Origin of the sequence: Methylibium sp. Pch-M (assembly GCF_004136295.1) — a bacterium.
Classification (GTDB): domain Bacteria; phylum Pseudomonadota; class Gammaproteobacteria; order Burkholderiales; family Burkholderiaceae_C; genus Methylibium; species Methylibium petroleiphilum.
This window is the reverse complement of the sequence record NZ_CP029606.1, coordinates 2,551,005-2,564,240: the sequence shown is the minus strand read 5'-3', so window position 1 is coordinate 2,564,240 and position 13,236 is coordinate 2,551,005. Positions and strand designations below refer to the sequence as shown.

Below are 13,236 nucleotides of genomic sequence, written 5' to 3'. Positions count from 1 at the left end.
CTGGCCGGGCGAACCCGGCGCCGATCACAGGTCGAGCAGCACCGCGCCCCAGGTGAAGCCGCCGCCCACGCCCTCGAGCATCACCGTGTCGCCCGGCTTGACCCGGCCACTGCGCACCGCGTGGTCGAGCGCCAGCGGCACCGAGGCGGCTGATGTGTTGCCATGTTCGTCGACCGTCACGACCAGCTTCTCCAGCGGCAGCTTCAGCTTCTTGGCCGTACCCTGCATGATGCGGATGTTGGCCTGGTGCGGAATCAGCCAGTCGACGTCGCTCTCCTGGCGGCCGGCCTTGGCCAGCACCGCGCGCGCCGCTTCGTCCAGCACCCGCACGGCGAGCTTGAACACCGCCTGTCCGTCCATCTTGAGCAGCGGATCGCCGGTGACGTGGCCGCCGGCGACCGTGCCCGGCACGCACAGGATGCCCACATGGCTGCCATCGGCATGCAATTCGGTGGCGAGGATGCCCGGCGTATCGCTGGCTTCCAGCACCACGGCACCGGCACCGTCGCCGAACAGCACACAGGTGGTGCGGTCCTTGAAGTCGAGGATGCGGGAGAACACCTCGGCACCGATCACGAGCGCCTTGCTGGCCGCGCCGGTGCGGATCATGGCGTCGGCCACCGACAGGGCGTAGACGAAGCCGGAGCACACCGCCTGCAGGTCGAAGGCCGGACAGCCGGCGACACCAAGCTTGTGCTGCACGATGCAGGCCGTCGACGGGAAGATCATGTCCGGCGTCGACGTCGCCACGATGATCAGGTCGATCTCGCCGGCCTGCCGACCTGCGGCCTCGAGCGCATGACGCGCCGCCTCGACGGCCAGGTCGCTGCAGGCCACGTCGGCAGCCGCGAAATGGCGAGCGCGGATACCGGTACGCTCGACGATCCATTCATCGGACGTCTCGACGCCGCTCTGGGCCAGCTCGGCGGCGAGCTGGGCGTTGGTCAGGCGACGCGGCGGCAGGTAGCTGCCGGTGCCGGTGATGCGCGCGTAGCGAGGAAGGGAAGAGGCAGAGGGGGTCATGCGGCTTCGGGCACCGGACCGGCCGGCGCGCCCGCATCGGCCGGCAGGGCCTGCAGCGTCGCGCTGATGCGGTCGTGGACCCGATCGAGCAGTCGGTTTCGCGCGGCATCATAAGCCCGGTTGAGCGCCTGCTCGAAAGCAAAGGCATCGGCCGAACCGTGGCTCTTGAACACCAGGCCGCGCAGGCCGAGCAGCGCCGCGCCGTTGTAGCGGCGGTGGTCGACCCGGTTCTTGAAGTGCCTGAGCACCGGCAACGCCACCAGCGCCGCCAGCTTGCTGTACCAGCTGCGGGTGAATTCCTGGCGAATGAAGCTCGACAGCATCGAGGCCAGGCCTTCGGCCGTCTTCAGCGCCACATTGCCGACGAAGCCGTCACACACGACGATGTCGGTGCGACCGGTGAAGATGTCGTTGCCCTCGACGTTGCCGACGAAGTTGAGCTGGCCGCCGGCGGCCGCAGCACGCAGCAGTTCGCCGGCGCGCTTGATGGTCTCGCTGCCCTTGATCGTCTCTTCACCGATGTTCAGCAGGCCGACGCTCGGGTTCGCCTTGCCCTCGACGGCGGCCACCAGCGCGCTGCCCATCACCGCGAACTGCAGCAGGTGTTCGGCGGTGCAGTCGACGTTGGCGCCGAGATCCAGCACGGTGGTGTGGCCGTCGAGCTGGTTCGGCATCACCGTGGCGATCGCCGGGCGGTCGATGCCGTCGAGCGTCTTGAGGACGTAGCGCGCCACCGCCATCAAGGCCCCGGTGTTGCCCGCCGAGACGCAGGCCTGCGCGGCCGCCACGCCGTCGACCGGCTTGACCTGGCTGATCGCGACGCGCAGCGACGAGTCGCGCTTGCGCCGGAGGGCCACCTCGACGGGGTCGTCCATCGCGACCACCTCGCTCGCCGGCACCAGCGTGCAGCGCTCCCAGCCGGCCGCCGGCGCCAGCGCCTCGGGGCGCCCGACGAGCAACAGCTCGGCACCGGGGTGGGCCGCCAGGAAGGCCCGACAGGCCGGCAGCGTGACCGACGGACCATGGTCGCCGCCCATGCAGTCGACGGCCAAGCGCACCGTGGCAGACCGGGCCTCGGCAGCGAAAGCGAGCGGGTCGTTCATGGTGTCGACGGAGCGGAAGCGGGACTTGGCCGGGTCACAGGCGACACGCTAAGCCTTGCGCGGAGCGGTGGCAAGTGACGCGCGAGGCAGGCTTGCACGTTGCCGCCGAACCAACGACAACGCCCGGCCGCCTTCAGTCAGGCATGCCGGGCGCGTTGCGAAGCAGGATGACGCTGCCCGGCTGCACGAGGCGCCGGGCCGCACCGATTCAGGCATCCGCCTTGGTCTTCAGCACCTTGCGGCCGCGGTAGAAACCGGTCGCGCTGATGTGGTGGCGCAGATGGGTTTCACCGGTGGTCGGCTCGATCGCCAGGCCCGGGGTGTTCAGGGCGTTGTGCGAGCGGTGCATGCCGCGCTTCGACGGGGACTTCTTGTTCTGTTGAACGGCCATGAGGGGCTCCTGGGTCTTGCGTGCCCGGCGACCAGACGCCGGGCGCTGCCGTGGCACCCCCGGATCGACCGGAGCGCCTTGGCGGATGGTCCATGCCGGAGCGCCATGCGCCGGCAGCTTTCATGCCGGGCAAACCCGGCAGAAATATAAAACAGCCCGTGAGTATACCCGGAACACCGGCCGGGGTCAGTGGCCGGCCTTGGGCGTCTTGAGTGCCTGGAGCACGGCGAACGGGTTCTCCTTCACGGGCTCCTCCATGGATTCAGCGGCCAGGACGTCGCCGGGAACGACCAGCGGCTCGGGACAACGATCGTGCCGCGGCACCACCGGCAATGACAGCAGGAACTCGTCCTCGACGAGTTCGCGCAGGTCCAGCGCCCGGGTCAGTTCGAGCACATCGTCCTCGCTGTCGGCGTCGAGGACGGCGGCGGCATCCTCGGTCGCCACGAACTGGAACCACCGATCGCAGTCCAGCGCGACCTCGACCGGCGCCAGACAACGCTGGCACTGCAGTCGGACTGACGTGCGGGCCTGCAAGTGCATCCAGACCTCCGGGCTGCCACCCGTGCGCCGACGCTGCTCGCCCCGGGCGGCCCAGACGACCTCGTCGCCGGCGGCCGGCGGCGCCTCGGCATGAGCGCTGGCCGCCAGACGCTCCAGCGTCGTCAGCGACCACGTACCCGACAAGCTGGCCGCGTCCGCCGCCAGGCCGGCGACGTTCAGGCGCAAGGGATTCTGTTCGCTCGGTTTCATCGCGCCCGGAGTTTATGCGCCGCACCGACAATGGCGCCCATGATCCCCACGCCGCCGCCTCGCCTGATCCTCGGCTCCACCTCACGCTACCGGCGCGAGCTGTTGATGCGCCTGCGCGTGCCCTTCGAGGTGGACAGTCCGCGCGTCGACGAGACGCCCCTCGCCGGCGAAGCCCCTGCCGCGCTGGCCGAGCGCCTGGCGCTCGCCAAGGCGCGCGAGGTGGCGGCGCGCCATCCCGACGCGGTCGTGATCGGCTCCGATCAGGTGGCTGACCTGGACGGCACGCCGATCGGCAAGCCCGGCGGGCACCAGCGCGCAGTCGAGCAACTGCGTTCGATGAGTGGCCGCACCGTGGTCTTCCAGACGGCGCTGGCGGTGGTGCGACCGGCCACCGGCTTCGAGCGACTGCTGCGCGTGCCGGTAGCAGTGCGTTTCAGGACGCTGGGCGACGCGGAGATCGAGGCCTACCTGCGCGCGGAACAGCCCTACGACTGCGCTGGCAGCGCCAAGTCCGAAGGCCTGGGGATCGCGTTGCTCGACGCGATCGAATCCGACGACCCGACCGCCCTGATCGGCCTGCCGCTGATCGCCACCGCCAAGCTGCTGCGCGAGGCCGGGCTCGACGTGCTGTCGCGGAGCCAGGGATGAAGGGCCGGCTGATCCTGGTGCCGAACACACTGGACTTCGGCACACTGACCGGCAGCCTGCCCCCGCCCGATCTCCACGAGGTGCTGCCGCAGGGCGTGATCGACGCCGCAGCCCGGTTGCAGTACTGGGTGTGCGAGAACGCCAAGTCGACCCGCGCCTTCCTGAAGCGCGTGGACGGCATCACGCCGCTGGCGCAGCCGCTGCAGACCCTGGAGATCCGTGAACTGCCGCGACCGCCGAAAGGCCGCCACGCGGCCGAGCCGGCCGATCTGCGGGCACTGCTGGCCCCCGCGCTCGATGGCCACGACATCGGGCTGATCAGCGAAGCCGGCCTGCCCGCCGTTGCCGACCCTGGCGCCGCTCTGGTAGCGGCCGCGCATGCGGCCGACGTGAGCGTGCAGCCCTTGCCTGGCCCGACCTCGCTGCTGCTGGCGCTGGCCGCCAGCGGCCTGAACGGCCAGAGCTTCGCCTTCGTCGGCTACGTGCCGCAGGAAGCCGGCGCGCAGGCCCAGCGGCTGAAGGAGTTGGAGGCGCTGTCACGCCGTCTCGGCCAGACGCAGCTGATGATCGAGACCCCCTACCGCAATGGCGCCCTGCTCCGGGCGCTGCTCAGTGCGCTTGCGCCGGACACCTGGTTGAGCGTCAGTTGCGGCCTGACCCTGCCGGGCGGCTGGACCCGCAGTGCACGGGTGGCGCAGTGGCGCCAGCGCCCGATGGAACTGCCGGCCGACGTGCCGGCGGTGTTCGCCTTGCTGGCCGGCTGATCGCCGCCTTATTTGCCACCCAGCAAGGACGCCACGCGCTTCTTGGCCTTGATGTAGCGCGACAGCCCGCTGCTGGGCGTCGACGCCTGGGCGGCCGACTTCTCCCACACGGGCTCGATGCCGGCCTGGGCCTCGTAGGGCTGGCTGAAGAACGGATCGGAGGGCGCTGCCGGCGGGGTGGGGCGCCGCGCCGGCGCAGGCCGATCGCCAGCAGCGGCAGCGCTGATCCGGCGCCCGTCGTCCTCGCGGCGCATGCCGTCGCGCTCGCCGTCGTCACGCCGCGGCGCACGGCGAGGACGGTCGTCCTCGAGTTCGAGCGCCTCGATGTCGAGCTTCTTCTTGATCAGCTTCTCGATGTCGGACACCAGCCGGGCATCGTCGCGCGACACCAGCGTGATCGCCAGGCCCGAGGCCCCGGCGCGGCCGGTGCGGCCGATGCGGTGCACGTAATCCTCGGCGTTGAAGGGCACGTCGAAATTGAACACCGCCGGCAGGTCGGCGATGTCGAGGCCGCGTGCGGCCACATCGGTGGCCACCAGCAAGTCCACCTCGCCGGCCTTGAACGCGGCCAGGGCCTTCAGGCGCTCGTCCTGGGACTTGTCGCCGTGCAGGGCCTGGGTGCGCAGGCCGTCGCGCTCGAAGGCGCGCGCCAGGCGCGCCGCGCCCAGCTTGGAATTGACGAAGACGATGCTCTGCGTGATGGCCCGCGTGCGCAGCAGTTGCTTCACGGCGTTGCGCTTGTCGTCGTCCTCGACACGGTAGAAGCGCTGCTCGACCGTCGACGCCGTGGCATTGGGCCGCGCCGTCTCGACCAGGATCGGGTCCTGCAGGTAGCTGTTGGCCAGCTTCTTGATCTCGGGCGAGAAAGTGGCCGAGAACAGCAGCGTCTGCCGGCTCTTGGGCAGGTAGCTCAGGATGCGCTGCAGATCGGGCAGGAAGCCGATGTCGAGCATGCGGTCGGCCTCATCGAGCACCACGTACTCCACCTGGCTGAGCGAGCAGTTCTTGGCCTCGATGTGGTCGAGCAGCCGCCCCGGCGTCGCGATCAGTACCTCGACGCCGCGCTTCAATTCGGCCGTCTGCGGCTTCATGTCGATGCCGCCGAACACGACCGTGGCGCGCAGCTGGGTGTGCTTGGAGTAGGTCTTGACGTTGTTGGCAACCTGGTCCGCCAGCTCACGCGTCGGGGCCAGCACCAGGGCCCGCACCGGGTGGCGGGCCGGCGACGTGCTGCTGCTCTCGTGCTTGAGCATCTTCTGCAGCAGGGGCAGCGAGAAGGCCGCCGTCTTGCCGGTGCCGGTCTGCGCGGCGCCCATGACGTCGCGGCCGGCCAGCACGAGCGGAATCGCCTTGGCCTGGATCGGCGTCATCAGCAGGTAACCGGATTCGGCCACCGCGCGGAGCAGCTTCGGATCGAGCGCGAGGGTGTCGAAACGGGCGGGCGGCGCCTCGGCCGGCAGGGCCGGTGACGCCATCGTGAGATCGTCTTGCATTGGCCGCCATTATCGGCCAGCCGGGTTTCAGCGTCTCAGAACCAGCCAGCGGGGGGCCTTGAAGCGCACGATCATCCCGTACAGCAGGGTGTACGACAGTCCGAACAACAGGATGAAGATGCCCAGGACCCGAGAGTTGTCCCAGAACAGCACGCTGGGCGCCACCGCCAGCATGCACAGCAGCCACAGGTAGGGCGCGGTCATGGAATTGCGCCGCGTCAGCGCGGCCGCGTCGCGGCTGCCGACGGCCCAGCGCAGCAGGCGCCGGTAAATCAGGCTGTGCAGGTGGACGCCGTCGGGAATGCCCACGCCGCGCCCGCGGACCACCCGGCGCCGGTACATCGAGAACAGGGTCTCGAACACCGGGTAGATGGCCATCAGCAGCGGGAACAGCGGCGACACCTCGGGGTTGCGGTGCAGCAGCAGGATGCTGAGCTCGGACAGGTAGAAGCCCAGGAAATAGGCACCGCCGTCGCCCAGGAAGATCAGTCCGGCCGGGTAGTTCCAGACGAAGAACCCCAGCACGGCCCCGGCGCCGGCCAGCGCCAGCAGCGCGATGGTGCTGTCGCCCACCTGGTTGGCCACATAGGTGATGGCCAGCAGCATCATCATCACGCACATCGATGCCAGCCCGTTGAAGCCGTCGATGATATTGATGGCATTGGCGATGCCCGTCACGGTGAAGATCGCGAGAAAGGCCGCACCGAGCGCGAACGATGCGATCCAGTCCAGCCCCCACAGGTCGGTGCGCGTGATGGTCCCTCCGAGCAACAACACCCCCAGCAGCGCAGCGGCCGCCGTCGCCAGCAGGCGCCAGGTGGCCGAGACACGCTTGGTCACGTCTTCGGCCAGGCCTGCGGCAAAGGCCGGCAGGCCGCACAGCAGCAACCAGACGGCATAGTGCGCAGGCTCGCCGCCGCGCATCCACCACAGCAGCGTGGCCGTGAACAGCAGCCCGCCGACGATGCCGATCCCACCCACCCGCGGCACGGAGCGTGCATGGAATTTCTGCGGGCCGCCCTGGTCCGGATCGGCGGAGAACCGGGCATGAGTGCGGTTCGAGCGGACCACCAGCAAGGTCAGGATGGCCGACGCGGCGAACGCGCAGAGAAACAGAAGCATCGGGGCAGTTTACCGAGCGCGCACATCCGGAACCCTCGAGGCGCGCCGCTATAGTGGGACTGCGCTTGCCCCTCACTTTTGCCACCATGCATCACATCACGCCTGTCGTCCTCGCCGGCGGCTCCGGCACGCGGCTCTGGCCACTCAGCCGCGCGCTCTACCCTAAGCAGTTCCTGGCCCTGTCCGGTACGTCGACCCTGTTCCAGCAGGCCTGCCTGAGGTTGGCCGCCCTGGCCGACGCGCACACGACCATCGCCGCGCCGCTGGTGGTCGGCAACGAGGAACACCGGTTCATGCTGCTGGAGCAGTTGCGCGAGATCGGCACGAGCCAGTCAACCTTGCTGCTCGAGCCCATCGGTCGCAACACGGCGCCCGCCCTCACCCTGGCCGCGCTCGCCAGCCGCGCCGCCCACGGCGACGACAGCATTCTCGTCGTCACGCCGGCGGACCAGACCGTGACCGACGGCCCGGCCTTCACACGCGCCCTGCGGCAGGCAGTGGCCGCCGCGGCCGACGGCAGCCTCGTCACGCTCGGCATCGTGCCCGACCGCCCCGAGACCGGCTTCGGCTACATCCACAGCGAAGGCGCCGACGCGGTGCGGCGCGTCAAGGCCTTCGTCGAGAAGCCCGATCGGGCCACCGCCGAGCGCTACCTCGACGACGGCGGCTACGCCTGGAACAGCGGCATGTTCGTGCTGCGCGCGTCGGTGTGGCTGGCCGCGCTGGCGCATTTCCGGCCCGACATTGCACAAGCCACCGAAGCCGCGTGGGCCGGCCGCAGCACCGACGCGAGCTTCGTGCGACCCGACAAGGCCGCCTTCGCGGCCATCCCCGGTGAATCGATCGACTACGCGGTGATGGAGCCCTGCCCGGCCGACGCGGCCAGCGGCTTCAGTGTGAAGATGGTGCCGCTGGACGCCGGCTGGAGCGACCTCGGGGCCTGGGACGCGGTGTGGCAGGTCAGCGAGCGCGATGCCCAGGGCAATGCCTCGCACGGCGACGCGCTGATCGAGGACAGCCGCAACACGCTGGTCCACGCGACCAGCCGGCTGGTCGGCGCCATCGGCCTCGACGACGTGATCATCGTGGAAACGCCGGACGCGGTGCTCGTGACCGATCGCTCGCGCAGCCAGCAGGTCAAGCAGATCGTCGCCAGCCTCCAGCGCGAGGGCCGCAACGAGGGCACGCTGCATCGGCGCGTCCACCGGCCCTGGGGCTGGTACGACAGCGTGGACGCAGGCGCCCGGTTTCAGGTGAAGCGCATCCTGGTCAAGCCCGGCGCCACGCTGAGCCTGCAGATGCACCACCACCGCGCCGAACACTGGATCGTCGTCTCGGGGACGGCGGAAGTGACCTGTGGCGAGAGCAAGAGACTGCTGACCGAGAACCAAAGCACCTACATTCCGCTCGGGGAAGTGCACCGGCTGGCGAATCCGGGCTCGATCCCCCTCGAGATCATCGAGGTGCAGTCCGGCAGCTATCTCGGTGAGGACGACATCGTGCGCTTCTCCGACACCTACGGCAGAGCGGACGGAGTCGGCACGGACCGCAAATGATCCTCGTGACCGGCGGTGCCGGTTTCATCGGCAGCAACTTCGTTCTCGACTGGATCGCATCGACCGACGAGCCGGTCGTCAACCTCGACGTCCTCTCCTACTCCGGCAACCTGCGCAATCTCGCCTCGTTGCAAGGGAATGCCCGGCATGTCTTCGTGCGCGGCGACATCCACGATCGGCCGTTGCTCGACCGGCTGCTGGCCGACCACCGGCCCCGGGCGATCGTTCATCTGGCCGCAGAAAGCCATGTCGATCGGTCTATCCACGGGCCCGGGGCCTTCTTGCACACCAATGTCGAAGGCTCGTTCGTGCTGCTCGAAGCCGCGCGCGCGTACTGGTCCGGATTGGCCGCCGGCAGGCGGGAATCGTTCCGCTTCCTCCACGTCAGCACCGACGAGGTGTTCGGCTCGCTCGAGCCCGGGGCACCGGCCTTCACCGAAACACACGCCTACGATCCGAGCAGCCCCTACGCGGCCAGCAAGGCCGCCAGCGACCACCTCGCCCGAGCCTGGCATCGCACCTACGATCTGCCGGTGGTGACGTCGAACTGTTCGAACAACTACGGGCCCTACCATTTCCCCGAGAAACTGATCCCGCTGACGATCGTCAATGCGCTCGCCGGCCAGACACTGCCGGTCTACGGCGATGGCCTGCAGATCCGCGATTGGCTGCACGTCGGCGACCACTGCCGGGCGCTCCGTACCGTGCTCGAACGAGGCCGTGTCGGCGAGACCTACAACATCGGCGGAGGGAGCGAGTTCGCCAACATCGACACCGTGCGGCGCGTGTGCGCGCTGCTCGACGAACTGCAGCCCGATCCCGCCGGCCCGTACGAACGCCTGATCCGCCTGGTCGCCGACCGTCCCGGTCATGACCGGCGCTACGCGATCGACACCCGCAAGATCGAACGGGAGCTGGGCTGGCGGCCGACCGAAACCTTCGAGACGGGGCTCCGCAAGACGGTCCAGTGGTACCTCGCTCATGCCGGCTGGGTGCGCGAGGTGCAAAGCGGCAGCTACCGCGACTGGGTGGCACAGAACTACGCCACGCGAACCCCAGGCCCCGCATGAGGATCCTGCTGCTCGGCAAGAACGGCCAGGTGGGCTGGGAGCTCCAGCGCGCGCTCGCCCCCCTCGGCGAACTGCTCGCGCTGGCGCGCGACAGCGCGCCACTCGCGGCCGATCTCGGCTGCCCCGAGGCCTTGGTGGCGACGGTGCGCCACGTGCGCCCGGACATCATCGTGAATGCAGCGGCCTACACCGCCGTCGACCGGGCCGAGCGAGAGCCGGCGCTCGCGCGAGCCGTCAACGCCATCGCGCCCGCGGTGCTGGCCCGCGAGGCAACGATGCTGAATGCAACCCTGGTGCACTTCAGCACCGACCACGTGTTCGACGGCTCGGGCAGTGCGCCGCGTGACGAGAACGCCTTGCCCGCGCCGCTCAACGTCTACGGCGCCACCAAGCTCGAGGGGGAGCAGGCCATCCGCGCCAGCGGCTGCCGCCACCTGATCCTGCGCACCAGCTGGATTCATGCAGCACGCGGCAGCAACTTCGCGAAGACCGTGCTGCGCCTGGGCGCCGAACGCGAGTGGCTCGAGGTCGTCGACGACCAGATCGGCGCCCCCACCGGCGCCGACCTGCTGGCCGACGTCACCGCGCACGCGCTGCGGGCGCTTCGACAGCAAGCCTCGCTCGCCGGCACCTACCACGTGGCCGCCAGCGGCGAGACCAGCCGGCATGGCTACGCCCGCTTCCTCATCGAGCGGGCGCGCCTGCACGGGCACCCGCTGAAACTGACAGCAGAGGCTCTCCGCGCGGTCCCCGACAGCGCCTGTCCGGCGCCGGCTCGACGGCCGCTCAATTCGCGCCTCGACACCGGCAGGCTGCAAGCCTGTTTCGGCCTGCATCTTCCGCCCTGGCGGGACGGCGTCGACCGCCTGCTGATCGAACTGCTGGGGCGCTGACGGCCGCTGGCCGACCGCGAAATGTTCATGCATCGAAAAGGCATCCTCCTCGCCGGCGGAACCGGCACCCGGCTGCACCCGGCGACGCTGGCCACCAGCAAGCAGCTCCTGCCGGTGTACGACAAGCCGATGGTGTACTACCCCCTGACCACGCTGATGCTGGCCGGCATCCGCGACATCCTCGTCATCAGCACAGCGCAGGACCGCTCCCGCTTCGAGGCGCTGCTCGGCGACGGTGCACGCTGGGGCCTGAGCCTCCGCTACGGCGTGCAGCCAAGCCCGGACGGATTGGCGCAGGCCTTCACGCTCGGACGCGACTTCATTGCGGGCGCGCCGAGCGCGCTGGTGCTCGGCGACAACATCTTCCATGGACACGACCTCCAGCCCTTGCTGACCCGCGCTGCCGCGCGATCGGCCGGAGCCACCGTATTCGCCTGCCATGTGCAGGATCCGGAGCGCTACGGCGTGGTCGAGTTCGACGCGCAACGCCGCGCCATCAGCATCGAGGAGAAGCCGCAAGCGCCGAAGAGCGGCTATGCCGTGACCGGCCTGTACTTCTACGACGAGCAGGTCTGCGACATCGTCGCCGGCCTGCAGCCGAGCGCACGCGGCGAGCTGGAGATCACCGACGTCAACACGCACTACCTGCGTGCGGGCCGGCTCGAGGTGGAGATCCTGGGACGCGGGTATGCCTGGCTCGACACCGGCACCCCTGACAGCCTGCTCGATGCCGGCCAGTTCATCGCCACGCTCGAGAAGCGCCAGGGCCTGAAGGTGGCCTGTCCTGAGGAAGTGGCCTTCCGTGCCGGCTGGATCGACGCCGGACAACTCGAGGCACTGGCGTTTCCGATGCTGAAGAACGGCTACGGCCAGTATCTGCTGCGCGTGCTGCGGGAAACGGTTTACTGATGAAAGCAACCCCCACGACCCTGCCCGACATCCTGGTGCTCGAGCCCGAGGTGTTCCAGGACGTGCGGGGGTTCGTCATGGAAGTCTTCAACCAGCAGGCTGTCGAAGCGGCGCTGGGACAGGCCGTGAACTTCGTGCTGGACGTCCACTCCCGCTCGCAGCGCGGCGTGTTGCGCGGGCTGCACTACCAACTGCCACCCTGTGCACAGGGCAAGCTGGTGCGGGTGATCGCCGGCCGGGTGTTCGACGTCGTCGTCGATGTGCGCCGCAGCAGTCCGAACTTCCGGCGCTGGGTCGGCGTCGAGCTGACCGCCGAGAGGCCGCAGCTGCTGTGGGTTCCGCCGGGATTCGCGCACGGCTTCCTCGCGCTCAGCGAAACGGCCGAGGTCTCGTACCGGACGACGAGCTACTACGCCCCCGGGGCCGAGGTCGCGGTGCGCTGGGACGATCCCGAGATCGGCATCGAATGGCCGCCAATGGACAGTCCCCCTACACTTTCGGCCCGTGACGCCCAGGCTCCTGGAATCACAGAGGCGCCGGTCTTCGACTGACACCACCCCTCCACGACCGCAGGTCCATGAACAAGAACACCCGCATCTTCGTTGCCGGCCACCGCGGCATGGTGGGATCGGCGATCGTGCGCCGGCTGCAGGCGGCGGGCTACACCGGCGTTCTCACGGCCTCGCGCGAACAGCTGGACCTGCTGGACCAGCGCGCCGTCCACGCATTCCTGGCGGAACATCGGCCCGAGTACTGTGTGGTGGCCGCGGCCAAGGTTGGCGGCATCGCCGCCAACGACCGGTACCGCGCCGACTTCCTGTACGAGAACCTCCTGATCGAGGCCAACCTCATCCATGGTGCCCACCTGGCCGGCGTGCAGCGGCTGCTGTTCCTCGGCTCGAGCTGCATCTACCCGCGCGACTGTCCGCAGCCGATTCGAGAGGACTCCCTGCTGACCGGCCCGCTGGAAGCGACCAACGAACCGTATGCGATCGCCAAGATCGCCGGCATCAAGCTGTGCGAGAGCTACAACCGCCAGTACGGTCGCCAGTACGTCAGCGCGATGCCGACCAACCTGTACGGCCCCAACGACAACTACGACCTGGCGACCAGCCACGTGCTGCCGGCCCTGCTGCGCAAGGCGCACGAGGCCCGGCTGCGCGGCGACGGCGAACTGGTGGTCTGGGGCAGCGGGACGCCGCGGCGCGAGTTCCTGTACGTGGATGACCTGGCCGACGCCTGCGTCCACCTGATGGAACTGGGCTACGACGGCCCGATCGTCAATGTGGGCTGCGGCACGGACCTCACCATCCGCGAACTCGCCGAGACCGTGATGCGCGTGGTGGGCTTCGAGGGCCGCATCGTCTTCGACAGCAGCAAGCCCGACGGCACGCCGCGCAAGCTGCTGGATGTCTCGCGCCTCACCGCGCTTGGATGGCGCGCGAAGGTTCCGCTCGAGGCGGGGCTCCGGCTCGCCTACGCGGCGGCACCGTTCGCGCGGCCTTGATGAT

14 protein-coding genes are annotated in these 13,236 nt (G+C 69.4%); 8 read left to right on the top strand and 6 right to left on the bottom strand.

Annotated elements, in window-relative coordinates; translation table 11 throughout:
* Positions 1-24 precede the first annotated feature (24 nt).
* From C1M51_RS12390 to C1M51_RS12375, 4 genes are all read right to left on the bottom strand, one after another.
* Positions 25-1,023: a beta-ketoacyl-ACP synthase III gene (locus C1M51_RS12390; RefSeq protein ID WP_129450168.1), complete on the bottom strand. Its 999-nt coding sequence runs from the start codon at positions 1,021-1,023 to the stop codon at positions 25-27.
* On the bottom strand, positions 1,020-2,126 hold the full coding sequence (gene plsX, locus C1M51_RS12385; RefSeq protein WP_129450166.1) for a phosphate acyltransferase PlsX: 1,107 nt from the start codon (positions 2,124-2,126) through the stop codon (positions 1,020-1,022). The genes C1M51_RS12390 and plsX overlap by 4 nt, the downstream gene beginning before the upstream one ends.
* Positions 2,127-2,334: 208 nt before the next feature.
* Positions 2,335-2,517, bottom strand: coding sequence for a 50S ribosomal protein L32 (gene rpmF / locus C1M51_RS12380; RefSeq protein WP_011828234.1), 183 nt, complete (start codon positions 2,515-2,517; stop codon positions 2,335-2,337).
* A gap of 186 nt (positions 2,518-2,703) precedes the next feature.
* Positions 2,704-3,270, bottom strand: coding sequence for a DUF177 domain-containing protein (locus C1M51_RS12375; protein ID WP_129450164.1), 567 nt, complete (start codon positions 3,268-3,270; stop codon positions 2,704-2,706).
* A 30-nt stretch (positions 3,271-3,300) separates the two neighbouring features.
* On the opposite strand from C1M51_RS12375, the gene C1M51_RS12370 reads away from it, so the two are divergent.
* Entirely contained in the window at positions 3,301-3,918 is a 618-nt protein-coding gene (locus C1M51_RS12370) for a Maf family nucleotide pyrophosphatase (protein WP_409072604.1), read from the top strand.
* On the top strand, positions 3,915-4,682 hold the full coding sequence (locus C1M51_RS12365) for an SAM-dependent methyltransferase (protein ID WP_129450161.1): 768 nt from the start codon (positions 3,915-3,917) through the stop codon (positions 4,680-4,682). Before C1M51_RS12370 ends, C1M51_RS12365 begins: the two co-directional genes overlap by 4 nt.
* Before the next feature lie 8 nt (positions 4,683-4,690).
* Here C1M51_RS12365 and C1M51_RS12360 read toward each other — a convergent pair whose 3' ends face one another.
* The gene (locus tag C1M51_RS12360; RefSeq protein ID WP_242499674.1) at positions 4,691-6,157 is read right to left on the bottom strand and encodes a DEAD/DEAH box helicase; all 1,467 of its coding nucleotides are present in this window, start codon (positions 6,155-6,157) and stop codon (positions 4,691-4,693) included.
* A gap of 45 nt (positions 6,158-6,202) precedes the next feature.
* Entirely contained in the window at positions 6,203-7,297 is a 1,095-nt protein-coding gene (locus C1M51_RS12355; RefSeq protein WP_129450159.1) for a glycosyltransferase, read from the bottom strand.
* Positions 7,298-7,383: 86 nt separating this feature from the next.
* Between C1M51_RS12355 and C1M51_RS12350 the strand changes: the two genes are divergently transcribed.
* From C1M51_RS12350 to C1M51_RS12325, 6 genes are read left to right on the top strand one after another with little or no spacing between them, the layout of a single operon-like run.
* Positions 7,384-8,853, top strand: coding sequence for a mannose-1-phosphate guanylyltransferase/mannose-6-phosphate isomerase (locus tag C1M51_RS12350; protein ID WP_129452184.1), 1,470 nt, complete (start codon positions 7,384-7,386; stop codon positions 8,851-8,853).
* On the top strand, positions 8,850-9,923 hold the full coding sequence (rfbB, locus tag C1M51_RS12345) for a dTDP-glucose 4,6-dehydratase (RefSeq protein ID WP_129450158.1): 1,074 nt from the start codon (positions 8,850-8,852) through the stop codon (positions 9,921-9,923). Before C1M51_RS12350 ends, rfbB begins: the two co-directional genes overlap by 4 nt.
* Positions 9,920-10,816, top strand: coding sequence for a dTDP-4-dehydrorhamnose reductase (gene rfbD, locus C1M51_RS12340; protein ID WP_129450156.1), 897 nt, complete (start codon positions 9,920-9,922; stop codon positions 10,814-10,816). Before rfbB ends, rfbD begins: the two co-directional genes overlap by 4 nt.
* A gap of 27 nt (positions 10,817-10,843) precedes the next feature.
* Positions 10,844-11,725 (top strand): glucose-1-phosphate thymidylyltransferase RfbA, encoded by an 882-nt coding sequence (rfbA, locus tag C1M51_RS12335; protein ID WP_129450154.1) that lies wholly within the window; start codon positions 10,844-10,846, stop codon positions 11,723-11,725.
* Positions 11,725-12,276 (top strand): dTDP-4-dehydrorhamnose 3,5-epimerase, encoded by a 552-nt coding sequence (gene rfbC, locus C1M51_RS12330; protein WP_129450152.1) that lies wholly within the window; start codon positions 11,725-11,727, stop codon positions 12,274-12,276. Before rfbA ends, rfbC begins: the two co-directional genes overlap by 1 nt.
* Positions 12,277-12,302: 26 nt before the next feature.
* Entirely contained in the window at positions 12,303-13,232 is a 930-nt protein-coding gene (locus C1M51_RS12325) for a GDP-L-fucose synthase (RefSeq protein ID WP_129450150.1), read from the top strand.
* Positions 13,233-13,236: the final 4 nt, after the last annotated feature.

Coding starts and splice junctions, on each gene's coding strand:
- rpmF (WP_011828234.1), bottom strand. CDS start 2,517: ATGGCCGTTCAACAGAACAAGAAGTCCCCGTCGAAGCGCGGCATGCAC.
- C1M51_RS12360 (WP_242499674.1), bottom strand. CDS start 6,157: ATGGCGTCACCGGCCCTGCCGGCCGAGGCGCCGCCCGCCCGTTTCGAC.
- rfbA (WP_129450154.1), top strand. CDS start 10,844: ATGCATCGAAAAGGCATCCTCCTCGCCGGCGGAACCGGCACCCGGCTG.
- C1M51_RS12370 (WP_409072604.1), top strand. CDS start 3,301: ATGGCGCCCATGATCCCCACGCCGCCGCCTCGCCTGATCCTCGGCTCC.
- C1M51_RS12365 (WP_129450161.1), top strand. CDS start 3,915: ATGAAGGGCCGGCTGATCCTGGTGCCGAACACACTGGACTTCGGCACA.
- C1M51_RS12375 (WP_129450164.1), bottom strand. CDS start 3,270: ATGAAACCGAGCGAACAGAATCCCTTGCGCCTGAACGTCGCCGGCCTG.
- C1M51_RS12325 (WP_129450150.1), top strand. CDS start 12,303: ATGAACAAGAACACCCGCATCTTCGTTGCCGGCCACCGCGGCATGGTG.
- C1M51_RS12355 (WP_129450159.1), bottom strand. CDS start 7,297: ATGCTTCTGTTTCTCTGCGCGTTCGCCGCGTCGGCCATCCTGACCTTG.
- C1M51_RS12390 (WP_129450168.1), bottom strand. CDS start 1,023: ATGACCCCCTCTGCCTCTTCCCTTCCTCGCTACGCGCGCATCACCGGC.
- plsX (WP_129450166.1), bottom strand. CDS start 2,126: ATGAACGACCCGCTCGCTTTCGCTGCCGAGGCCCGGTCTGCCACGGTG.
- rfbD (WP_129450156.1), top strand. CDS start 9,920: ATGAGGATCCTGCTGCTCGGCAAGAACGGCCAGGTGGGCTGGGAGCTC.
- rfbB (WP_129450158.1), top strand. CDS start 8,850: ATGATCCTCGTGACCGGCGGTGCCGGTTTCATCGGCAGCAACTTCGTT.
- rfbC (WP_129450152.1), top strand. CDS start 11,725: ATGAAAGCAACCCCCACGACCCTGCCCGACATCCTGGTGCTCGAGCCC.
- C1M51_RS12350 (WP_129452184.1), top strand. CDS start 7,384: ATGCATCACATCACGCCTGTCGTCCTCGCCGGCGGCTCCGGCACGCGG.